We start from the raw sequence: 21,038 nt of genomic DNA on the forward strand, positions 1-21,038 counted from the left end.
GACGCTTTACCGGCGCCGACTGCTGCATCACCTGCTGGATGCGCATGATGGTCTGTTGCTCGGCGCGGGGGTTCTGCTGGTGCAGCGGCTGATCGCGCCAGCGTGCCCAGCTCGCGCTCAGGCGATCGCTGAGTGTGCCGTAGAGCGTCATCACCAGGGCGCGCAGCAGGCTGGACACCCGCACCGAGGGGTTGTTCATTTTCGTGGTGGTGGTGGGCGTCTTGCCGTCCAGTGCCGCCAGCAGCTGGTCGATAGCATCCACCACATCGAGCCCGCGCTGAAAGCGCTGGTCGGGGTCCTTGGCGAGGAAGCGGTCGATCAGTCCCTGGTACAGGGAGTGGCGCGCGGGCAGGCGGGGGATCGGGTCGGTCAGGTGCTTGATCGCAATGGCCACCGCTTCCTCGGCCTGGAAAGGCACCGCGCTGGTGAGCATTTCGTAAAAAACCACCCCCAGGCTGTAGAGGTCGGCGCGCCCATCCACGGCGGCGCCGCGGGCCTGCTCCGGACTCATGTAATGGGGGGTGCCAACCACCATGCCGGTGTTGGTCATGCGCGTGGTGCGCGCGACGGCGCGAGCGACACCGAAGTCGGTAAGCACCGCGGAGCCGTCCTCGCGAAACAGAATATTTTCCGGTTTCAGATCCCGATGCACATAGCCCTTGTTGCTGGCATGATCCAGCGCCATGGCGATCTGGCGGGTGATATGCAGCGCTTCCAGGGGTTCGATTGCGCCCTTGGTGAGGGCATCCGCCACCGAGCCACCGGGCAGGTAGTCCATGGCGATGTAATTCAGGCTGCGATAGCGGCCGATGTCGTGAATGGCAACGATGTTGGGGTGGGAGAGCTGGCCGACAATGTTGGCTTCGCGCTGGAAGCGTTCACTGAAAATCGGGTCGGCATTGAGCACCGGCGACATGACTTTCAGGGCGACCTGGCGGCCCATGCTGCGCTGGGTGGCCAGGTAGACGGTCGACATACCGCCCTGGTTAATCTTCTTCAGGATCTGATAGCCAGGAATCTCCAGCGAAGCGGCGCCGCTGCTGACAACTTCCATTCGAGCCTGTCCCTATGCCTATCCGTTCAGCAGCTGCCAGGCCGCAAACGCACTTAGTGAAAAAATAATCGCCAGTGTAGCGATTTTCACCGCAAGTGTGCCCTTGACGGAAAAAAATTGGCGGGACTCAGTTTCCTTTGCCGGTGTGCGGGAGTTCCGGTTTTGAGAATTTGGCGTCGCAGAGTCTGGTGAGCTGATTACCTGCACGGTGATGTTGTCGCGCCCACCGGCGTCGAGCGCGGCGGCAATCAGTAACTCGCTGGCGCGCTGGTTGTCGGCGTTGTCCGCCAGTACCCGGCAAATTTCCGCTTCGCTGACATCGTTGCTGAGGCCGTCACTGCACAGCAGCAGTCGTTGCCCGGCATTCCAGGAAAAAGACGCGCGGTCGATTTCCAGGCTGGGATTGGTGGAGCCGCCAATGCAGCGGGTGATCACATGGCGGTTGGGGTGGCTGGCGGCTTCTTCCTGGTTAATGGCTCCGGAGTCCACCAGCATCTGCACGTAGGAATGGTCGACGGTCAGCTGCTTGAGTGAGCCGTGGGGCAGCTGGGCGCTGTCCTGTTCGGTAGTGGGAGGGGTCCAGAGGTAGGCGCGGCTGTCGCCGACCCAGTAGATATGAAAATAACCGCCGTCTTCGGCCACCACCACGGCAGTGGTGCCCATGGCGGCAGTGGTGCTCTCATCGCCGATCAGCAGGGCGTGCGCACGGCGCAGGGCCTGTTCGTAGTGGCGGTCTGTGGCGGAGGAACGCTGGATTTCTTCAACCACGGTCTGGCTCGCAATCTCGCCGGCCTGGTGGCCCCCGAGTCCATCGGCGACTACCCAGATACCCCGGGTCTCGTCCCCCCAGAATGCGTCTTCGTTCTGTTCGCGGCGATATCCGGTGTGGGTGGCTCCGGCGCTACGCTTCGCTGCGCTGACGGCGGGCTGGCTCACACCACTGGGGCGTTCCCGTACTTTGGCTTCACTCACTGGTATGCAACTACCTGTTACCTGTCATTATTGTCGAAAGCGCATTGCGCTGCCCGATCCCTGGGGTGGAGCCAACTCTGACCTGCGGAAAATGCGGTATTGCAGGACCGCAAAAGGGATCCGAAGGTCTCACCCTGACCAGCGCGGTATTGTTTAACGCCTCCATACTAGAGCCTTGCACCATTGTAAGCTGCAAACGGAATCACACGCTAACGAAAATCCCCGTGATAAACTCAGGTCATCGAATCTTGACGTCAGTCGTCGGGATTTTCGGCATAAACTGGTAACTTGCCCGGCGCCCCCGGATGTGTCAAAGGGCTGGCCGGCGCTAACGGTGCGGTCGCAACGGCGCAACTGCAATGCGCGCGGCCACACAGGCTCTAATCAAGGAAACCTAGGCAATGCTCAAACTCTGTGACGTAAAAGATGCGCGTCAGAGCGTGTGGCTGGTGGCGCCCAAAGTCACAATCGGTCGCGGCAGTAATTGCGACCTTACGCTGGCAGACCCGTCTCTCGCCAAACTGCATGTGGAAATCGTGGTCGATGGCGAAGAGCTGGAGCTGCGAAACCTGGCCGGCAGCGGCTTGGTGGCGGTCAACGGCAAGCTGATAGATGGCAGCTGCAAGCTGCAGCGCAACGACAAACTACAGCTCGGTGAGCGCAATCTGGCGGTCATCGACCCGAAAATTACCCGCCTCAAGGCGGCAGCGGCCAGCGCCAATGTGTCCTGGGCGCTGCGGGCCAATCACCCGGCCATCGTTGGCCGTGTCTATCCGGTGCGTGAAGCCAGTGTGGTGGGGCGCTCCGATGAGTGCGATCTGACATTCGCCATGTCCCACCTGTCCCGGCGTCACGCGCGCCTGGAGGTGCGGGAAGGGTTGTTGTTCGTGGTGGATCTCGGTTCCGCCAACGGCACTTACCTGAACAATCAACGGGTTACCGAGTGCCGGGTGCGGCGTGGGGATGAGCTGCGTTTCGACAGCCTGAGCTTCAGCGTGGTGGGCCCGGCGGACGACTTGGATAAAACCACGGTGCGCCAGGCGGTGTCGCTGCCGGAGATGGATCGCGCGGATGGCGCGCTGGAGCAGGCGCTGAACCGCGATCGCCTGCGCCCGGCCGCGCGCAGCCAGGCTGCGGCCGGTAACAGCAGCGCCGGTACCTACGAGGAACACTCCACCACCGCAGGGGGCTCCGGCTGGCTGTGGATCGGCATGCTGCTGGCGGGCGTGGCCGCGGCAGGCTACTTCTGGGCGCGCAGCCAGGGATTGCTGTAGTTTCACCGCTGCCGCGATGTTGCGCGCAGTCCCGTTGACCGGTTGGATTTAAAAGGTTGATTCAAGTGTCGGCACAAGCACTGGTTTTCTACACCACCCTGGGCTGCACCCTGTGCGAAAAGGCCAAGGAGGTCGCCTGGCCGGTACTGGCTCAGCACCAGTTGAGGTTGCAGCCGGTGGATATCGCCGAAGATGAAAAACTGAGCGAGCTGTTCGGCTGGAGCATCCCGGTGGTGGGGCTGGGGGATACCGGCGATGTTCTCTGTTGGCCGTTTACCGGCGAGGAGCTGGACGCGTGGTTGCGCGAGCGGCTTTGAAAAATTTTGCGATCTACTGAATAAAAAAACCGGCGCCCAGGCGCCGGTTTTTGTTTGCGGGCAGGCATGGCCTGGCCGGTGTCCTTTCTTACAATTTCGCCTCGGCTTCGTTCTTGCGCAGCAGTGTCGATTTGTTGCCACTGCGATAGGCGTAAATTACCGAGTAGGACAGTACATTCTGCACGTAATTGCGGGTTTCACGGTAGGGTATGGTCTCTATCCACACATCGAACGGCAATTTGTTGGCGGTATCTTTGAGCCAGCGCGAAACCCGCGTGGGGCCGGCGTTGTAGGCCGCGGCAGCGAGGAAGCGGTTGTTGTCGAAGCGGTTCAGCAGCGAGTTGAGGTAATAGGCGCCGAGACTGATGTTGGTATTGGGATTCAGCAGGTCCCATGAACGGCGATAGCGCACTCCCGCTTTCCTGGCGGTGGCGCTGGCGGTGGATGGTAGCAATTGCATCAGGCCCATGGCGCCGGCGCCGGACTTGGCATCGTGGCTGAAGTGGCTTTCCTGGCGGGCGATGGCAAATACCAGGTTGGAGTCGAGCGCGGTTTTCTTGCCCATGCGGCCGGAAACTTTTGCCACGATATCGGAAAACGCCAGCGGAAAACGCAGCTCCAGGTCGTCCAGGTAATCGGCCGCCAGGATCGACTGGATAGACTTGTGGTACCAGCCCCAGGAGCTGGCGATCTTGCCCGCCGACATCAGCTCCTGCGGGGTCATATCCTCGGTGGCGTAATTCCATTCGCGCCGAGCGTGGAAGAACTCGCCGATGGCCTGCAATTCCTTGGCGCGCTGCATGTCATCCCGCGCGGCAACCTGTTCTACCTGTTCCGGCTTGATGGGGGCAGGCCGGTCCACAAAGCTGTAGTCCTGACCGATGGTGTCCGCGGCCAGAAAACCGTAATAACTGCGCTCCTGTGCGGCTTGCTGGTACAGCTGGTGTGCCAGCGCCTTGCGCTCGGTATCGTCCTTGTCGGCATTCGCCAGCTGTTCCTCAATGGCGCGGGCTTTCCAGTAACGCCAGCGCTCGTGATCGCGATCGGCTTGCGGCAGCTGGTCGATCCAGAACTCGACCTGGGCCCAGTCCAGTTCCCGCATCGACTGGCGCACCAGCCATTCCCCGGCGCGCTGATCGAAAAAGCCTTCGTTGTGCTTGATCAGGTTCTTCAGGCCCTGCTGATCGTCCTGGCGGGCAAACTGTAGCGCCAGGTAGCGCAGGAAATTGTCGCGCTCGTCGTCGCTGAACAGGTAGCTGGCACTGTAACGCTGCCAGGCGGCCTGCGCCTTTTCCGGCTCTTTTTGTGCCAGGCGGCGCAGGCCGATATTGACGATATCGCGATACTCGGGGTTCTTTTTCACAAAGCGGGTGTAATCGAGGATCTGGTCCGGTTCGCGATACACCGAGCGCATCAGCTTTGCGCGCCGGGCTTCGGCCTTGGTCATCTTGCGCGCGATATATGCGGCGAGCTCGATGTTGCCCGCAGTCACCGACAGATAGTGGCGTTTCCACGCCAGTTCCCGGGTCAAGCCGCCATCCCGGATCCAGCGGTTAAACGCCGGGTCGCACTCCTTGGGCTGGGAGGCGCCGACGGTCCACAGTTCCTCGATGATTTTGTAGGCCTCTGCCTTGTCGCCGTGGCGCGACAGTGCATCCACGTAGTAGCAGCGCAGGGAGGTGCGGTTGTTCTGCTCCGGGCGGAAGTACTTGAGATATGCCTGAAAGCGGTCACGGCTGCCCAATTCACGTAGAATGCGCACCCGCATCCAGTCGCCGATGGCGGTACCGTCGTACTTGTCGAGGAAGGCATCGATATCGTCGTAGGGCAGGCGGGAAAGTTTTTTGCTGATCGCCCAGTAATCGAGATAGGGGAGTAGGGGGTAATCTTTCAGTTCGCGTTTGAGCTTGTCCAGCGCGCGCCGGTCGTTGTGGGCAATGGCGAGGCGCGCCTCCTGCAGCTTCTCGCGCTGGGCAATGGCGTGCTCCGCGGCTTTGACCTCGTCGCTCTCCTGCTTGTCCGCGGGGGCCGCGCCCGCAGCGGCGGCCGCCACAGGCTGTTGCGCGCTCGCGACGGCGGTGAGCACGGCAAAGCTGAAAGAAAGAATGGTGGCGAGTCCTTTACTGCCAATCGACATACTGAAAACCCGATTGAGATTTCGCTTATCCGCCCAGAATAAAGCGTAGAATGTCCTTTTTCACCCAAAAATATTGTAGTTGTTATTTATGTTGCTTCAGTTGGATGGCGTGTGTTTGCGCTATGGCGTACAGGTGCTGGCAGATCAGGTCAGTGCCAAAATCGAGCGCGGAGACCGGATTTGCCTGGTGGGCCGCAACGGCGAGGGTAAGTCTAGCCTGCTGCGCCTGATCAGCGGCGGCGGGGACCCGGATGCCGGTGAGGTAATCCGCCAGAGCGGGGCGGTGTTCGCCACCCTGGAGCAGGCACTGCCCGAAGACTGCAGCGACACCGTGTACCGCTACGTGGCCGCGGGGCTCGGCGATGTCGGGGTGTGGCTGGGGGAGTACCGGGAAAACCAGAATCCGGACCTGCAAAGCAAGATCGACAACGCCCACGGCTGGGAGCTGATGGCGCGGATTGACAGCGTACTCGACCGTCTCAGCCTGGATCCGGAAGTGGGCGTGGCGGATCTCTCCGGTGGTTGGCAGCGGCGCGCGGCACTGGCGCGGGCGCTGGTGAGCGAGCCGGACCTGTTGATTCTGGACGAGCCCACAAACCACCTGGATATCGCCGCGGTGGAGTGGCTGGAAAACTTCCTTGCGACCTTTCGCGGCGCCTTGCTGTTCGTGAGCCACGACCGCGCGCTGGCACAGCGCCTGGCAACCACTGTGTGGGACCTGGATCGCGGTATTCTGAGGGTGTTCCGCTGCCAGTTCGACCGCTACCAGCAGGAAAAGGAAAAGCAGCTGGAAGAGGAGGCGCGCAGCGACGCGCTGTTTGACAAGAAACTGGCGCAGGAAGAGGCGTGGATCCGGCAGGGCATCAAGGCCCGGCGCACCCGCAACGAGGGCCGCGTGCGCGCGCTGGAGTCCCTGCGTCGCGAGCGCCAGGCCCGTCGCCAGCAGCAGGGCATCGCGCGGATGTCACTGGATTCCGGCGAGCGCTCGGGCAAGCTGGTGGCGGAGCTCACCGGCGTCACCTTTGGCTATCCCGGCGAGGCACCGCTGATCCGGGATCTCGATTTCACCCTGATGCGCGGCGACAAGGTGGGCCTGATCGGTCCCAATGGATCCGGCAAGAGTACCCTGATCAAGCTGCTGCTGGGCGAGCTGGAACCGGAGGCCGGCGAGATCCGCCTGGGCACCAAACAGCAGGTAGCCTATTTCGACCAGCGCCGCGATACTCTGAACCCGGAACTCACCGTGCTCGACAATATCGCCGAAGGCCGCGAGAGCATCCAGATCGGTGGTGCCACGCGCCACGTGATGTCCTACCTGAGTGACTTCCTGTTTACCGGGGTCAAGGCGCGCACCAAGGTCGGTGCCCTGAGCGGCGGCGAGCGCAACCGCGCACTGCTGGCCAAGCTGTTCAGTCAGCCCGCCAACATCCTGGTACTGGACGAGCCCACCAACGACCTCGATGTGGAAACCCTGGAACTGCTGGAGCAGCTGCTGCTGGACTTCTCCGGCACCGTTCTGCTGGTCAGCCACGACCGCGCCTTCCTCGACAATGTGGTGGACAGCTGCCTGGCCTTCGAGGGCGAAGGCGCAGTGCGGGAATACGTGGGCGGATACCAGGACTTTGTGCGCCAGGGTGGCCGTTTCCTCAGCGCGGAAGAACAGCTTACCGCGCGCAAACAGCCCGCGTCCGGCGGTGATGAAAAGCCTGAGCCCGCGCCGCAGGAAAAGGCAGACAAGGGTGAGAAGGGCGGCAAGAAAGCCAAGAAGCTCAGTTATAAATTGCAGCGCGAGCTGGACGCGCTACCGGCGAAAATCGAGGAGCTCGAGCAGCAGATAGGCGCCCTGGAAACGGAAACCGCGGACCCGGGTTTTTACCAGCAGGACAGCGAGCTGGTGCAAAACAAACTGCAGCAGCTCGCGGAGTTGCAACAGGAACTCGAAACCGCGTTCGAGCGCTGGGCAGAGCTCGATGAGATGTAAAAGCTTGTGCGAGCAAGCTTCTATTTGTGTTTACGAACGTTCCTTTCCTGTCCGTGAAAGTGGTGATGCCCGGGGCGGCGCCGCCGCCACGGACCCACTGGCGAGCCGGTTATTCCTCCGGCGCGTGCACTCTCACCGCCAGCACATCACAGCCGGCGCCGTGCAGCACGCCGTTGGCGGTAGAGCCCAGTAACAGGGCGAGACCGTGGCGGCCGTGGCTGCCGATCACGATTAGGTCGCAGCCGCTTTCCTCCGCCAATCGGTGAATTTCCGTTGCCGGCTGCCCCAGTACCACGTGCTGGCGGCTTTCGGGAATGTTCAGGTTTGCGCCCGCCTTGGCCAGTTGTGCCTTCGCCTGGTTCTGCAGCTGTTCCTGCACCTCCGACAGGTCCATCGGAATATCCCCGCCATAGGCAAAGGTGAGAGGCTCGATAATGTGCGCCAGGCTCAACTGCGCGCCACTGTCCGCCGCAATCTGCGCGGCGCGGTCCACGACCTGGGAAGATTCTTCAGAAAGGTCCAGTCCCACCAGAATGTTCTTGTATCCCGCCATATTTTCCTCGCTTGGCCCTGCGTCGTATCGAATGTTGGCCGGCAAAAGATAACCTGCTCTGCCGTCGAACGTTCAAAAAGAGTAGCGGCGGACAACAACCGCGTTCTTGATCTGAGTCTACTTTAAAAAAACTTTCTTGACATAACCGCGGCACTGTAGGGAAAAATATGCGCCGCGCAAACCACAACCACCACATCACAGAACATCAAACGCAAGGAAACCGCTATGCCCAGTTGGCTCCCACTGTTCATGATCCTGCTAGCGGTCACCCTGGTGATTGGGCCGGTGATGTGGCTCAAGCCCAGCAGTCGCGACCGCCGCCTGGCGTCACTGCGCCAGAGTGCCGCCAGTTCCGGCCTCAAGGTGCAGATGGTATCGCTGCCCGCTTCGCAGGGAGAGGGCACCGCGGCGGTGTATTTCTCCCAGTGGCGCAACCCGCGTCGGCTGCAGACCGGCTGGGGCCTGGAGCTGCAGCGCATGTCGCACGAAATGCACTTCGACGATGTGTGGGACTGGCGCAAGGGGCGGCAGGCACCGGAGCTGGCAAAGAAACCCCTGAAGGAGCTGCTGGAAAGGCTGCCGGCGGATGCAACCGCCATTCTGTGTAATGACAGTGGCCTCGGCGTGCAGTGGAAGGAGCGCAGCGGCGACGGCGGGCTGAAAGCAATTCAGAGCGCACTGTCCGACCTGCGCCCGGTAATAGAGGAAGCAATAAGGGAACCTCAACGCAACGGTGGCGGGGAGGAAGGTGCGGGCGGTGACGATCCATCGCGCCGGTGACCTGACTGCCCCCGGGATCTGGTCTACTGTGAAATCGATTGGCGAATTCTTGATCGATCTCGCCGGTACGGAGCAGCGCACCCTGGTTACAGATATCGGAAACTGCAGGATTTCTGGCTGAAATTTGGCCTGAACCACTGGTCATTTGGCTGGTCACAGTAGCCTGAAATGCCAGGTTGGCGGCGGTCAATTTGCGTCACTTGCTTGACCGCACTGGGGGCTGTGCATATATATTCGCGCAGCGCGCCGCCCAAAATGCATTTTGCATGCGGCGCGGACGTAGTAAATTTTTTATTAAAAATCAGAAGCTTATGGGTAAATCACTGGTCATTGTCGAGTCGCCGGCAAAGGCAAAAACCATCAACAAGTATCTCGGTAAGGACTTCGTGGTGAAGTCCAGTATCGGTCACATCCGGGATCTGCCCACCGGCGCGTCCAACAAGAAGCCGGTGGATGCCAAGGAGCGCGCGCGTCGCGCCGCCGAAACCCGCAAGCTTTCTCCCGAGCAGAAAGAGATCTACAAGCGCAAGAAGAACCGCGAGCAGCTGATCAAGCGCATGGGGATCGACCCGGATCACGACTGGGAAGCGCACTACGAGATTCTGCCGGGCAAGGAAAAAGTCGTTGACGAGCTGCGCAAGCTTGCCGCCAATGCCGACAACGTCTATCTCGCAACGGACTTGGACCGCGAGGGAGAAGCCATTGCCTGGCACCTGCGCGAAGCCATTGGCGGTGACGAAAGCCGTTTCCGCCGGGTGGTGTTCAACGAAATCACCAAATCCGCCATCCAGCAGGCATTCCAGGCCCCGGGCCCGCTGGACATCGACCGCGTCAATGCCCAGCAGGCGCGCCGTTTCCTCGACCGCATCGTCGGCTACATGGTGTCGCCCCTGTTGTGGGAAAAGGTCGCCCGCGGTCTGTCCGCCGGGCGCGTGCAATCCGTGGCGGTGCGTTTGGTCGTGGAGCGCGAGCGGGAAATCCGCGCGTTTATCCCGGAAGAGTACTGGACCCTGTTCGCGGACACCGAAACCGCGAAAGCAGATGCCCTGCGCCTGGAAGTAAAAAAACAGGCAGGTGAGGCCTTCCGCCCCACCAATGAGGCGGATGCCATGGCGGCGCTGAAAGCGCTGCAGGCGAGCAGTTTTGAAGTCTCCAACCGGGAAGACAAACCCACCAGCTCCAAGCCCGGCGCACCGTATATCACCTCCACCCTGCAGCAGGCGGCGAGTAATCGCCTCAGCTTCAGTGTGAAGAAGACCATGATGATGGCGCAGCGCCTGTACGAGGCGGGCTACATAACCTACATGCGTACCGACTCCACCAACCTGAGTGAAGAGGCGGTGTCTTCGGTGCGCGAATATATCGGCGAGAATTACGGCGATAAGTACCTGCCGGAACAGCCCAACCGCTACAGCAGCAAAGAGGGCGCGCAGGAAGCGCACGAAGCGATCCGTCCGTCCGACGTGCGGGTAAAGCCGAACATGCTGAGCGGGATGGAGCGCGATGCCGAGCGTCTGTACACCCTGATCTGGCAACAGTTTGTGGCCTGCCAGATGACGCCGGCCCAGTTTACTTCCACCTCGATCGTGGTGAGTGCCAGTGATTTCGAACTGCGCACCCGCGGCCGGGTGATCCGTTTCGACGGCTTCCTGAAGGTGGCGCCGCCGCAGACCAAGAAGGAAGAGGACCGGGTACTGCCGGATATCAAGGTCGGCGAAAAACTGAACCTGAAGCAGCTGGATCCGAAACAGCACTTCACCAAGCCGCCGGCGCGCTTCAGTGAGGCGGCACTGGTCAAGGAGCTGGAAAAACGCGGTATCGGCCGGCCCTCCACTTACGCCTCGATTATTTCCACCATTCAGGATCGCGGCTACGTGCGGCTGGAAAACCGCCGTTTTTACGCGGAAAAAATGGGCGATATCGTTACCGACCGCCTCAGCGAAAGCTTCAAGAACCTGATGGATTACGGTTTTACCGCCAACCTGGAAGAGTCCCTGGACGCGGTGGCCGAAGGTGACAGGGGCTGGAAGGACCTGCTGAACGAGTTCTATTCGGACTTCTCCCAGCGCCTCGAATCCGCACAGGCGTCGGAAGGCGGTATGCGCCGCAATTCCCCCACCGATACCGATATCGAGTGCAGCCAGTGCGGTCGCCATATGCAGATCCGCACCGGCTCCACCGGGGTGTTCCTGGGATGTTCCGGCTACGGCCTGCCGCCGAAAGAGCGTTGCACCAACACCATGAATCTGGTTTCCGGCGAGGAAGCCATCGATGCGGACAAGGACGAAGAGGCGGAAACCCGCCAGCTGCGCGACAAGCGCCGCTGCCCCAAGTGCGGCACCGCGATGGACAGCTACCTGCTGGACGAGCACCGCAAATTGCATATCTGCGGCAACAATCCGGACTGTACCGGGTTCGAAGTGGAAAAGGGCACCTTCAAGATCAAGGGCTACGAAGGCCCGGTAATCGAGTGCGACAAGTGCGGCAGCGACATGCAGCTGAAGTCCGGCCGTTTCGGCAAGTACTTCGGCTGCACCAACGAGAACTGTAAAAATACCCGCAAGCTGCTCAAGAACGGCCAGCCGGCGCCGCCGAAGATGGATCCGGTACCCATGCCGGAACTCGCCTGCGAAAAGGTCGACGACACCTATATCCTGCGCGACGGCGCCTCCGGCCTGTTCCTGGCAGCGAGCCAGTTCCCCAAGAACCGCGAAACCCGCGCGCCCAAGATCAAGGAACTGTTGCCGCACAAGAGCGAGATCGATCCCAAGTACAGCTACCTGTTCTCGGCACCGGCGGAGGATAACGAAGGCCGCGATACCGTGGTGCGCTTCAGCCGCAAGACCCAGGAGCAGTATGTGCAGACCGAGGACGACGGCAAGGCCACCGGCTGGAAGGCGTTCTATCGCGATGGCAAGTGGCAGGTAGAGGCGCCAGCGCCGAAAAAAGCCGCGGCCAAGAAGAAGCCGGCGGCAAAGAAAAAGGCGGCAGCCAAGAAGGCCCCGGCGAAGAAAAGCCCAAGCAGCACCAAAAGTTGATGAGCAATCCCTATACCGGCAGCGTCGCCTCTGCGCTGCGCAAATGCCAGCTGTTGTTGAGTGCAGCCGCAGAAGGGGAGGTGGCCGCAGTGCCGCCGTCCCATCCCGCGGCGCTGGTGCATGCGGCGACACTGGAGGGCGCATTGCTGCAGCTGTGGCGCGCCTACCGCGCATTTCTGGCAGAGCAGGCACACCAGCTCAGTCTCGGTGCAGAACCGGAGTCTGCAACGGCGCTGTTGAAACTCGCGGCAGCCAGTCACAAGGCCAGCGCGGAGGTCGGGGAGCTGGTGAGCCTGGCGGAAAACCCGGACAGCTGGTTCCGTGAACTCGAGCAGGCCTGGCGCGCCCTGTGGCGCTTTGCTGCGCAGCAGGGCGGCGCTCGTGCCTCCGGCAGTGTAAGCGGGCCGGGTGCGGTACAGAACCTGATCCCCTCCACACAGCTGGCAGAGGCGCCTGCGGGCCCGCTCAGCGTGGAGCGGCTCGAGGGTTGGCACAGGAAGCTTTCCGAGCTGGTTGCCCGCCAGCGGGCCCAGGGCCAGGAATGGTAACCGGGAGGCGTATATCCGGGGGCAGGTGATAGCGCCAGGTGTGTTACACTGCGCCCAAACCCTGCTGTAACTGGAGAAGTGAATGTCCACCGAGACCTACGAAATCATCGAGTTGTCCAATGGCGACGTGGCCCTGCGCCGTGCCGGCCACAAGGAGGACCCGCTGGTGCGTATTCATTTCTCGGCGGAGAGCTTGGACTTCCTGCGTGAGCACAAAGTGGCGATTGCCCGTGCGATGCTGGAGGCGGGGATCGAAGCGGTTCAGGACCTGAGCGCACTGGAGCCGGAGCCCTTCGAAGAGGAAGATGTGGATCTCACCGAGCACACCATTCACTGATTTTTCAGCGGCGGGCCAGCCGGCTCGCGCTATCTCCGGGATTGAGCCCGGAAACAAAAACAGGGCCTGATGGCCCTGTTTTTGTTTCCGCTAACGGCATTTACCGTCAGTCGGCGTGCTGGCGGATAACACCCACCGCAAGTCCCTCAATCGCAAAATTACTGTCGCGCATGTCTACCTGAATGACGTCAAAATCTTCGTTTTCCGGAATCAGCTGTACCGTCGCCTGATTGCCGCGGCGGCGGAAGCGCTTCACGGTCACTTCATCCTCGATTCTTGCCACCACGATCTGGCCGTTGCGAATATTTTCCGTGCGCTGCACTGCCAGCAGGTCGCCATCGAGGATGCCGGCATCTTTCATGCTCATGCCGTGCACCCGCAACAGGTAGTCTGCCGGTGGGTGGAAAAATTCAGAAGGAATCTCGCAGTAATCTTCAATATTTTCTTCCGCGAGGATCGGGTTGCCGGCGGCGACCCGCCCGACAATGGGCAGGCCGCTGTGGTAATCGGGAATGCGAATACCGCGGGAGGCACCGGCGACCATTTCAATAGCGCCTTTCCTGGCTAGGGCCTTCAGGTGTTCCTCGGCGGCATTCGGGGAGCGAAAGCCCAGCTCCTGGGCAATTTCCGCGCGGGTGGGCGGATAACCGGTATCGTCCAGGTAAGACTTGATCAGATCCAGAACCTGGCTCTGGCGTGCAGTGAGATTGGTCATGGGCTTTCCTGTTGTCTGTATTTTTATACAGTTGCTGTGATTATATACAGATTTGTCGGGCGTGCAATCTTTCCGCGGCGCGCGCCTGTGGACTGCTAGACTTGGAGTGTCGACGCATAAGTGGTTTATAAAAAAGGAGAATACTTATGCTGGATGCAAAAATGCCCGAAGCCTGGCGTGTGTTGCGGATTCAGTCGGAGCTGGTGGACGGTATTGAACGGCTGATAACCCTCAAGGGCGCGGTAACGGTTTTCGGCAGCGCACGTGTTCCGGAAAAATCCGCGGAATACCAGCAAGCGATGCGACTTGGAGAACTGCTTGCCAGTGAGGGTATTCCGGTGATTACCGGTGGTGGCCCCGGTATCATGGAGGCCTGCAATCGCGGCGCTTTTCCCCAGGCCGGCGCGTCCATCGGCCTGAATATCGATTTGCCGTTCGAGCAGATGCCGAACGCGTACCTGGATATCAACCTGAACTTCCGCTATTTCTTCGTGCGCAAATTCATGTTTGTGAAACACGCGGTAGGCTTCGTCGCAATGCCCGGTGGCTACGGCACCATGGATGAGCTGTTTGAGGCTTTGACGCTGGTGCAGACGGAAAAGGTCCGCCATTTTCCCATCGTCCTGGTGGGCAAGCGCCACTGGTCGGGTCTGGTGGACTGGCTGGTAAATACGGTACTCGAGCGGCAGTGTATCGATGCTTCCGACCTGGGGCTGTTTCGCCTGGTGGATACGGTGGATGAGGCCGCAGAGATCATTATCGAATATATCCGCGAGCGGGACGGGTAACCGCGCGAACCCACTTGTAACCAGACCTGCGAATGTGTGTGGACAGGTCGCTGCGGCCTCCCGGGGTTGCTTCGGGTCGGGCGGCGTTCAGAATCCGTCGTCCGTGCCGCCGAAGCTATCTCCCTCAAGGCGATCAATCAGGCTTTTCGCCGGCGATAGCACCGGGCTGTGATAGCCGCTGTCTTCTTCATCCTGCATCTCATCCGCCACGGTACCGTAGCCGGCGTTGGCATCTTCCGGCGGCGCCGCACCGATAACCGGTAACTGCGGCCAGCTGTCGAAATCGAGTTCGTCCAGATTGCCGTCCAGGTACTGAATTTCGATGGTGCGCGTGGGGTAATCTACCGCTACCACCTCAAACAGGTCGCCGCTGTCGAAGTTTTCAAACCAGCTGCCAATTTCAGGGGCGATTCTTGCCATGCCCTTCTCCCCGGTAAAGTTTTTGCTCTCATGAATTCAATCTAGTGTTATCCCTGACTACCCGGTAGTTACGCTGTGCAGCCCTTGCGATACAGACGCGACCCGCGGGGGAGGGCGGCGACGCACCGCGACAGGGGGCAGGGGCGTACATATGTTCCAATTTCCGCCGACTGTGCTAGTCTCGGTATTTAAACAAGCGTTTAAATTAATGGTTTGAACTGGCATGAGTCAGCTGGATACTGTTCATCGCATTCTGGACGCAGCGGAAGTGCTGTTTGCCGAGCGCGGCTTTACCGAAACTTCCCTGCGCACCATTACCAGTACCGCTGGCGTCAATCTGGCAGCGGTCAATTACCACTTTGGTTCGAAAAAAGAGCTGATACAGGCTGTTTTCGAGCGCTTCCTTACGCCTTTTACGGAACATCTGGACCGGGAACTGAGCCGTCGCGCCAGTGCGGACCAGCAGCTGAAAGTGGATGACCTGCTGCAGTCCCTGTACCAGGTGGCGCTGGGTGGCCTTGCCAGCGACGGGCGCGACCCCAAGCGCTTTATGCGGCTGCTGGGGCTTGCCTACACCCAGTCCCAGGGCCATTTGCGCCGTTTTATTGTTTCCCGCTACGGGGCCAGCTACCAGCGCTTTGCCGGCTTGCTGAGAGTGGCCCTGCCGGATATCGATCCGGTGACCTTCTACTGGCGCCTGTATTTCATGCTCGGCGCCACCATCTTTTCCCTGTCGAGCTTTGACGCCATCGAAGCTATCCTGAGGGAGGATTTCGGCGCAGAGAGCAGTCTCGACGAGACGCTTGCGCGACTTGCTCCGGCGGCCGCGGCCCTGCTGACAGCGCAGGACTGAGTTCGCTAAATCGACCGCCGATTCCGGCTATGATTGCCACCGCGTGCCCCGTTTGCGGGGTGCGCCCGTGAGAGTTTCAGGAGAGATAGACATGGCGGCTCGGCTAGGACCGGTGATGATCGATGTGGAGGGTACTGCACTCACCGCGGAGGATCGCGAGATTTTGCGGCATCCCCAGGTGGGCGGACTGATATTCTTTGCCCGCAACTACCAGAACCGGACCCAGCTCCAGCGGCTGGTGGCGGAGATTCGCGAAGTGCGCCCGGAAATCCTGCTGGCGGTGGACCAGGAGGGAGGGCGGGTGCAGCGTTTTCGCGACGAGTTTACCCGTATCCCCTCGATGCAGGCGCTGAGTGCGCGGGCGAATGCGCAGCAGCTGCAGGATGTGGGCTGGCTGCTGGCGGCCGAATTGCTGGCGCTGGGGATCGATTTCAGTTTTGCACCGGTGCTCGATGCCGATGAGAATTTCTGCCGCATTGTCGGCGATCGCAGTTTTTGCGGTGACCCGGCACTGCTGATGGAAAAGGCGCGCCCGTTTATGTTGGGCATGCATGAAGCGGGTATGGCCACCACCGGCAAGCATTTTCCCGGCCACGGCCAGGTGCTGGAGGACAGTCACGAAGAGCTACCCGTCGACCAGCGCACTCTGGCGCAGGTAATGGAGAGCGACTGCAAACCGTTTGCGGAGTCCATTGCCGCGGGCTTGATGGACGCGGTGATGCCGGCGCATATCCGCTTTGCCCTGGTGGATGAAAACCCCGTGGGCTTTTCCCGGTTCTGGCTGCAGGACATTCTGCGCGACAAGCTCGGTTTTGGTGGGGTGATCTTCAGCGATGACCTCACCATGGAGGGCGCCGGCGCAGCCGGTGGCTACGCTGAGCGGATCCGCGCGGCGATGGCGGCGGGTTGTGATATGGGCGTGGTATGTAACAATCGCGCCGGCGCTGTCGAAGTACTGGGTGCCCTCGAGGACTTTGAGTCGGACCCGGATTCCAGCCGGCGCCTGGAGCGGATGCGCGGGCGCGCGGTCATCAAAAGCTGGGAAGAGCTGGAAAAATCATCGCGCTGGCACGCAACCCGCGAGTGGCTCGCGTCCTGGATGTAAGTATGGCCATGCGCAGGCACCGGTTCCGGCGCACAAACATGTATCGAATCAATAGATATTTCATAAACCGCATCGTTCGGAATAGTTAAAGTAAACGGAGTTTTTTGTGGCGTCGGTAAAAGAATTTTTGCGTACTCTGGTGGGGGATGACCGCTTCTGGATCGCTGAGGTGTTCTTCATTGTCCTGGTTACGGCACTGGCATCCTGGGTACTGGGCCTGTTCGTCAACCGGCTGCGCGAGCGCGCCGAGCGCACCGTCAATCCCTGGGACGACGCGCTGGTAAATTCCATTAATCCCCCCGGTTCGATTCTGATCTGGCTGTTGGGGCTGTCTGTTGCCGCCGCCCGTGCGGGCGCCGCCACCGATGCCGAGGTGCTTACCTGGCTCGCGGGCAAGCCGCGGGCGATCGGTTTTGTGGTGGTGGTTACCTGGTTTGCGCTGCGCTTCGCCAAGGAAGTGGAGCAGAACCTCGCCGACCCGCGTTTTATGCGCAAGCCCATCGACGCCACCACCGTGCGTGCCATCGGTAAACTGGTTCGCGCCTCGGTCATGGTCACCGCGGCGATGGTCATCATGCAGCGTCTCGGCTACAGCGTGAGCGGGGTGCTTGCCATGGGTGGCATTGGTGGCCTTGCCATCGGTTTTGCCGCCAAGGACCTGTTGGCGAACTTTTTTGGCGGCCTGATGATTTATCTCGACCGCCCGTTTGCGGTCGGTGACTGGGTCCGCTCGCCGGACAAGGAAATCGAGGGCACGGTGGAAGATATCGGCTGGCGCCTTACCCGTATCCGCACTTTCGACAAGCGCCCGCTGTATATCCCCAACGGTGTGTTTACCCATATTTCGGTGGAAAACCCGTCCCGTATGCTCAACCGCCGGATTTACGAGACCGTCGGTATTCGCTACGACGACGCCGCGCTGATGGCGCCGATCGTCAAAGACGTCAAGGCGATGCTGCAGCACCATCCGGAAATCGATACCAATCAGACGCTGATTGTGAACTTCAATTCGTTCGCACCATCGTCACTGGACTTCTTTATCTACACCTTTACCAAAACCACGGACTGGGTGCGTTATCACGAAATCAAACAGGACGTGCTGCTGAAGATTTTGCAGATCATCGAACAACACGGTGCGTCCTGTGCCTTCCCGACCTCCACATTGCATATTGCGGAATTGCCGCAGATGGCAGGGGAGCGTGCCGGGGAAAGTGATTTGGTACGCTAATGGCATTTTTGACAGGTTCGTACTGTGCGCATGAATTGTTCATTTATGTGGTGCGTCGCCGGTTGTTTTGGTGATTTGTTGCGCATTCTTGTTGCGACGTAACATTAATTTCACGCACAAACCTAGACACTGGCGCTGTTTTATCTAAGAATCGGGGTGACCCGTGTTTAAGGGCGGGTACTTCGAGATAGTGACCGGTTCGGTTGCTGCAAGTGGGGTAGGCGCATTGCCCGTAACCGAGGCAGGCGCAATAACAATAAATGAGGTTGGCTTAATGAGTGATCGCGTTACGGGTACCGTGAAGTGGTTTAACAATGCCCGGGGTTATGGCTTTATCACCTGTTCGGAAGGGGCGGAAGATATTTTTGTGCACTACCGCAGTATCCGCGGAGAAGGGTACAAGACCCTGAACGAAGGACAGGCGGTTGAATTTGAAATGCAGAAGGGCGACAAAGGCCTGCTGGCGGAAGACGTCGTTCCCTGCGAATAACGCTCATTGAGCCTGAGCCGGGTCCGCCCGGCATCTGAAACGCGCATTCCCGGATCATCACCGTTGGCTTGTGGTTGATAGCCTCTCTGGTTCGGGGTTTGCGTACAGGTGGCGTTAATTAAAAAAGCCCGCACACTATCGGTAATCCGATAGTGTGCGGGCTTTTTGCGTTTTTGGCTCGGCCGGCGCTTAGCCGGCTCCCACCACCCGCAGCAGCTGGCCGCAGAACCAGGCCGCATAGGTGCCAAGTGCATAGCCCATCACGGCCAGCAATACACCCACCGGGGCCAGGGAGGGGTGGAAGGCCGCGGCCACCACCGGTGCCGAGGCGGCGCCGCCCACGTTGGCCTGGCTGCCTACCGCCATAAAGAATGTCGGGGCTTTGATCAGTTTGGCCACCAGCAGCATCAGGCCCGCGTGTATTGCCATCCAGATGACCCCCAGCACGAACAATTCCGGGCTGTCCTTGAGGGCGGTGATATCCATATGGGTACCGATGGTGGCTACCAGGAAATAGATAAATACGGAGCCGACCTTGGCGGCGCCGGCACCCTCGAGCTTCTTCGCCGGTGAAAACGCCATCGCGATACCGAGGGTGGTGGCAATCACGATCAGCCAGAAAAACTGACTGGTAAAGCTGAAGCGCGCGAGTTGCGGGGCGTTGGTCTGGAACCAGGGGGCGAGCACGTCGGCAAATGCATGGGCGATGGCGGTAACGCCAAAACCCACCGCCGCAATCAGCATCAGGTCCTGCAGGCTGGGAATGCGGGAGTGCTTGCGCTGCATCTGTTCGACGCGGTCTCGCAGGGTATCGATGGCGCTGGTGTCGGCGCCACGGCGGGCATCCAGCTGCTTGGCGTTGCCGGCCATGACCAGCAGTACCGCCATCCAGATATTCGCCACGATCACGTCTACCGCAACCATGGCCGAGAACACCTGGTCGCCCACGTCAAAGATTTCCTTCATCGCCGCCTGGTTGGCACCGCCGCCAATCCAGCTGCCGGCAACCGTGGTCATACCGCGCCAGACCGCCTCGGGACCGGCGCCGTTCAGTAGCTCGGGGTCAATGTAGGACATGACCAGCAGTGCGATGGGCCCGCCGATCACGATACCCAGGGTACCGGTAAGGAACAGGATCAGTGCCTTGGGGCCGAGATTGATGATGCCCTTGAGGTCGATGCTGAGGGTAAGCAGCACCAGGCTCGCCGGCAGCAGGTAGCGCGAGGCAACAAAATACAGGTTGGAGTTGTGTGCGTCGATGATGCCGAAGGTTGTCAGCAGTGAGGGCAGGAAGTAGCACAGCAGCAGGGCCGGAATGAAACGATAGAAGCGTTTCCAGAAGCGGTGTTCGCTGCTTGCGGTGTAAAAAACCAGGCCGAGAATGGCGGCCAGCATGCCCAGGATGACGGCGTCGTTGGTGATCATATATTCGGGTCGTCTGCGTTATTTTTGTGGGTTTGAAAGGTTTTGGCAGTACCGGAAAAAGTTTTTACCGGTATGCAATGTGAAAAACGGAAAGCGGCCCCTGTAGGGCCGCCTGTGGGATTTCTGCCGATCAGTTGGCCGGCAGGTCCATATCCTCTTCCAGCTCCGATTCCGGATCCGGTTCCTCTGGTGTGACTTTGCGGATTTCGATCAGCACACCCAGTTTCGGGTGGTCGATATAGTGCAGCTCACCGCTGCGCAGGCGGCGCGCTTCATTCAGCACGGCGACGTTCTTGGCGAAAGTCCTGGCCGCTACCGCCGGCGCGTCGCCGGCGAAAAACTCGGCGGAATCGGCGCTGGTGCTATAGCTGCCGTTGTTCGCGCTTTCGGTGTTGCTGAAACCGAAGCCGTCATTGGCAGAGAGGCCCATCGGCTCGTCCCCCGGTTGCGGCAGGGGCTTCGCGACCGGCCGCTGTGGCACCAGGATGCCACTCGGCACTGTGTTGTCGCCGGACAGGGCGCCGGTTGGCATGGCGCCGTCAAACTCGCTCAGCCACAGGTTGGTGTTGATATGCAGGTAGCGGGACACGCTCAGGGTGACACTGCCTTCCAGGGCGTGGTGATCGCCGAATACCGGGCCACCGCTGATCAATACCTCTGGCGCGCGGTGTTCCTGGACCAGTACCTGCCGCCAGGTCTTGTGGAACAGGACCTGGTAGCCGGAAGCCCGGCGCAGGGCCGCCACCTTGTTGTCCAGCTGGTTGGGTGCCGGCTGCAACGCGGGCAGTGCGGGGTCCAGGGCAGAAGGGGTCTGGAAGTCCACCCAGCGCTCGCCATACTGCAGCAGCGGCGCGGCGGGCCAGGTCTCCCGGGACTGGCTCATACCGTTGTCGCGGCTGAATACCACCATTTCGATCTCGAACTGGGTGCCGGCATAACTGGCCGCCTCGGCGCCGCCGGCGCACAGCGCGATTAGCAGGGCGCTGGCTACATTTCTGAACCGATTTGCTAATTTGGTCATGT

At 60.5% G+C, this 21,038-nt stretch carries 20 protein-coding genes; 12 read left to right on the forward strand and 8 right to left on the reverse strand.

All coding sequences use genetic code 11. The features are described 5' to 3' along the window. Together QZ511_RS09395 and QZ511_RS09400 are read right to left on the reverse strand one after the other, a co-directional pair. On the reverse strand, positions 1 to 1,054 hold a 1,054-nt coding region (locus QZ511_RS09395), incomplete at its 3' end, for a serine/threonine-protein kinase (protein ID WP_295801968.1). Between the two features lie 18 nt (positions 1,055 to 1,072). Beyond that, positions 1,073 to 2,026 (reverse strand): protein phosphatase 2C domain-containing protein, encoded by a 954-nt coding sequence (locus QZ511_RS09400; RefSeq protein WP_295801971.1) that lies wholly within the window; start codon positions 2,024 to 2,026, stop codon positions 1,073 to 1,075. A 401-nt stretch (positions 2,027 to 2,427) separates the two neighbouring features. On the opposite strand from QZ511_RS09400, the gene QZ511_RS09405 reads away from it, so the two are divergent. Both QZ511_RS09405 and QZ511_RS09410 read left to right on the forward strand, forming a co-directional pair. Further along, positions 2,428 to 3,300, forward strand: a complete 873-nt coding sequence (locus QZ511_RS09405; RefSeq protein ID WP_295801973.1) for an FHA domain-containing protein — start codon at positions 2,428 to 2,430, stop codon at positions 3,298 to 3,300. A 65-nt stretch (positions 3,301 to 3,365) separates the two neighbouring features. Beyond that, a complete protein-coding gene (locus QZ511_RS09410) occupies positions 3,366 to 3,617 on the forward strand; it encodes a glutaredoxin family protein (protein ID WP_295801974.1) in 252 nt (83 codons plus the stop codon). An 88-nt stretch (positions 3,618 to 3,705) separates the two neighbouring features. On the opposite strand, the gene QZ511_RS09415 is transcribed toward QZ511_RS09410, so the two are convergent. After that, positions 3,706 to 5,754 (reverse strand): transglycosylase SLT domain-containing protein, encoded by a 2,049-nt coding sequence (locus QZ511_RS09415; protein ID WP_295801975.1) that lies wholly within the window; start codon positions 5,752 to 5,754, stop codon positions 3,706 to 3,708. An 88-nt stretch (positions 5,755 to 5,842) separates the two neighbouring features. Here QZ511_RS09415 and QZ511_RS09420 point away from each other — a divergent pair, with 88 nt between their 5' ends. Next, positions 5,843 to 7,735 carry an ATP-binding cassette domain-containing protein gene (locus tag QZ511_RS09420; RefSeq protein WP_295801977.1) on the forward strand — a complete coding sequence of 631 codons (1,893 nt, stop codon included), beginning with the start codon at positions 5,843 to 5,845 and terminating at the stop codon, positions 7,733 to 7,735. Between the two features lie 109 nt (positions 7,736 to 7,844). Here the strand turns inward: QZ511_RS09420 and QZ511_RS09425 are convergent, their stop codons facing one another. Continuing rightward, positions 7,845 to 8,288, reverse strand: coding sequence for a universal stress protein (locus QZ511_RS09425; protein ID WP_295801979.1), 444 nt, complete (start codon positions 8,286 to 8,288; stop codon positions 7,845 to 7,847). A gap of 225 nt (positions 8,289 to 8,513) precedes the next feature. Here QZ511_RS09425 and QZ511_RS09430 point away from each other — a divergent pair, with 225 nt between their 5' ends. The 4 genes from QZ511_RS09430 (at position 8,514) to QZ511_RS09445 (ending at position 12,991) form a co-directional block, all read left to right on the forward strand. Next, positions 8,514 to 9,068: a hypothetical protein gene (locus QZ511_RS09430; protein ID WP_295801981.1), complete on the forward strand. Its 555-nt coding sequence runs from the start codon at positions 8,514 to 8,516 to the stop codon at positions 9,066 to 9,068. 311 nt (positions 9,069 to 9,379) lie between these two features. Further along, positions 9,380 to 12,106, forward strand: coding sequence for a type I DNA topoisomerase (gene topA, locus QZ511_RS09435; protein WP_295801983.1), 2,727 nt, complete (start codon positions 9,380 to 9,382; stop codon positions 12,104 to 12,106). Further along, positions 12,106 to 12,654 carry a DUF6586 family protein gene (locus QZ511_RS09440; protein ID WP_295801985.1) on the forward strand — a complete coding sequence of 183 codons (549 nt, stop codon included), beginning with the start codon at positions 12,106 to 12,108 and terminating at the stop codon, positions 12,652 to 12,654. The genes topA and QZ511_RS09440 overlap by 1 nt, the downstream gene beginning before the upstream one ends. Positions 12,655 to 12,736: 82 nt before the next feature. Then, positions 12,737 to 12,991, forward strand: a complete 255-nt coding sequence (locus QZ511_RS09445) for a hypothetical protein (RefSeq protein ID WP_295801987.1) — start codon at positions 12,737 to 12,739, stop codon at positions 12,989 to 12,991. Between the two features lie 106 nt (positions 12,992 to 13,097). Here the strand turns inward: QZ511_RS09445 and lexA are convergent, their stop codons facing one another. Continuing rightward, on the reverse strand, positions 13,098 to 13,706 hold the full coding sequence (gene lexA, locus QZ511_RS09450; RefSeq protein WP_295801988.1) for a transcriptional repressor LexA: 609 nt from the start codon (positions 13,704 to 13,706) through the stop codon (positions 13,098 to 13,100). Between the two features lie 146 nt (positions 13,707 to 13,852). Between lexA and QZ511_RS09455 the strand changes: the two genes are divergently transcribed. Continuing rightward, the gene (locus QZ511_RS09455) at positions 13,853 to 14,494 is read left to right on the forward strand and encodes a TIGR00730 family Rossman fold protein (protein ID WP_295801990.1); all 642 of its coding nucleotides are present in this window, start codon (positions 13,853 to 13,855) and stop codon (positions 14,492 to 14,494) included. A gap of 87 nt (positions 14,495 to 14,581) precedes the next feature. Here the strand turns inward: QZ511_RS09455 and QZ511_RS09460 are convergent, their stop codons facing one another. Then, positions 14,582 to 14,914 (reverse strand): DUF6763 family protein, encoded by a 333-nt coding sequence (locus QZ511_RS09460; RefSeq protein WP_295801992.1) that lies wholly within the window; start codon positions 14,912 to 14,914, stop codon positions 14,582 to 14,584. A 223-nt stretch (positions 14,915 to 15,137) separates the two neighbouring features. Between QZ511_RS09460 and QZ511_RS09465 the strand changes: the two genes are divergently transcribed. The 4 genes from QZ511_RS09465 to QZ511_RS09480 all read left to right on the forward strand — a co-directional run bounded on the left by QZ511_RS09465 (position 15,138) and on the right by QZ511_RS09480 (position 18,590). After that, positions 15,138 to 15,767, forward strand: coding sequence for a TetR/AcrR family transcriptional regulator (locus QZ511_RS09465; RefSeq protein WP_295801994.1), 630 nt, complete (start codon positions 15,138 to 15,140; stop codon positions 15,765 to 15,767). A gap of 91 nt (positions 15,768 to 15,858) precedes the next feature. Continuing rightward, positions 15,859 to 16,872 (forward strand): beta-N-acetylhexosaminidase, encoded by a 1,014-nt coding sequence (gene nagZ / locus QZ511_RS09470; protein ID WP_295801995.1) that lies wholly within the window; start codon positions 15,859 to 15,861, stop codon positions 16,870 to 16,872. Positions 16,873 to 16,978: 106 nt separating this feature from the next. Next, the gene (locus QZ511_RS09475) at positions 16,979 to 18,100 is read left to right on the forward strand and encodes a mechanosensitive ion channel family protein (RefSeq protein ID WP_295801997.1); all 1,122 of its coding nucleotides are present in this window, start codon (positions 16,979 to 16,981) and stop codon (positions 18,098 to 18,100) included. A gap of 274 nt (positions 18,101 to 18,374) precedes the next feature. After that, a complete protein-coding gene (locus QZ511_RS09480) occupies positions 18,375 to 18,590 on the forward strand; it encodes a cold-shock protein (protein WP_295801999.1) in 216 nt (71 codons plus the stop codon). Between the two features lie 189 nt (positions 18,591 to 18,779). Here the strand turns inward: QZ511_RS09480 and QZ511_RS09485 are convergent, their stop codons facing one another. Both QZ511_RS09485 and QZ511_RS09490 read right to left on the reverse strand, forming a co-directional pair. After that, positions 18,780 to 20,015 (reverse strand): DUF819 family protein, encoded by a 1,236-nt coding sequence (locus QZ511_RS09485; protein WP_295802000.1) that lies wholly within the window; start codon positions 20,013 to 20,015, stop codon positions 18,780 to 18,782. A 130-nt stretch (positions 20,016 to 20,145) separates the two neighbouring features. Then, entirely contained in the window at positions 20,146 to 21,036 is an 891-nt protein-coding gene (locus QZ511_RS09490; RefSeq protein ID WP_295802002.1) for a CsiV family protein, read from the reverse strand. Between the last annotated feature and the right edge of the window lie 2 nt (positions 21,037 to 21,038).

It is taken from the genome of uncultured Microbulbifer sp. (assembly GCF_913055755.1).
Lineage (GTDB): Bacteria > Pseudomonadota > Gammaproteobacteria > Pseudomonadales > Cellvibrionaceae > Microbulbifer.

What these genes read in the sequence shown, in the direction of transcription:
- QZ511_RS09455 (WP_295801990.1), top strand. Translation starts at nt 13,853, where the DNA reads ATGCTGGATGCAAAAATGCCCGAAGCCTGGCGTGTGTTGCGGATTCAG.
- QZ511_RS09405 (WP_295801973.1), top strand. Translation starts at nt 2,428, where the DNA reads ATGCTCAAACTCTGTGACGTAAAAGATGCGCGTCAGAGCGTGTGGCTG.
- QZ511_RS09485 (WP_295802000.1), bottom strand. Translation starts at nt 20,015, where the DNA reads ATGATCACCAACGACGCCGTCATCCTGGGCATGCTGGCCGCCATTCTC.
- nagZ (WP_295801995.1), top strand. Translation starts at nt 15,859, where the DNA reads ATGGCGGCTCGGCTAGGACCGGTGATGATCGATGTGGAGGGTACTGCA.
- QZ511_RS09420 (WP_295801977.1), top strand. Translation starts at nt 5,843, where the DNA reads ATGTTGCTTCAGTTGGATGGCGTGTGTTTGCGCTATGGCGTACAGGTG.
- QZ511_RS09465 (WP_295801994.1), top strand. Translation starts at nt 15,138, where the DNA reads ATGAGTCAGCTGGATACTGTTCATCGCATTCTGGACGCAGCGGAAGTG.
- QZ511_RS09460 (WP_295801992.1), bottom strand. Translation starts at nt 14,914, where the DNA reads ATGGCAAGAATCGCCCCTGAAATTGGCAGCTGGTTTGAAAACTTCGAC.
- QZ511_RS09480 (WP_295801999.1), top strand. Translation starts at nt 18,375, where the DNA reads ATGAGTGATCGCGTTACGGGTACCGTGAAGTGGTTTAACAATGCCCGG.
- QZ511_RS09430 (WP_295801981.1), top strand. Translation starts at nt 8,514, where the DNA reads ATGCCCAGTTGGCTCCCACTGTTCATGATCCTGCTAGCGGTCACCCTG.
- QZ511_RS09490 (WP_295802002.1), bottom strand. Translation starts at nt 21,036, where the DNA reads ATGACCAAATTAGCAAATCGGTTCAGAAATGTAGCCAGCGCCCTGCTA.
- QZ511_RS09425 (WP_295801979.1), bottom strand. Translation starts at nt 8,288, where the DNA reads ATGGCGGGATACAAGAACATTCTGGTGGGACTGGACCTTTCTGAAGAA.
- lexA (WP_295801988.1), bottom strand. Translation starts at nt 13,706, where the DNA reads ATGACCAATCTCACTGCACGCCAGAGCCAGGTTCTGGATCTGATCAAG.
- topA (WP_295801983.1), top strand. Translation starts at nt 9,380, where the DNA reads ATGGGTAAATCACTGGTCATTGTCGAGTCGCCGGCAAAGGCAAAAACC.
- QZ511_RS09440 (WP_295801985.1), top strand. Translation starts at nt 12,106, where the DNA reads ATGAGCAATCCCTATACCGGCAGCGTCGCCTCTGCGCTGCGCAAATGC.
- QZ511_RS09415 (WP_295801975.1), bottom strand. Translation starts at nt 5,754, where the DNA reads ATGTCGATTGGCAGTAAAGGACTCGCCACCATTCTTTCTTTCAGCTTT.
- QZ511_RS09445 (WP_295801987.1), top strand. Translation starts at nt 12,737, where the DNA reads ATGTCCACCGAGACCTACGAAATCATCGAGTTGTCCAATGGCGACGTG.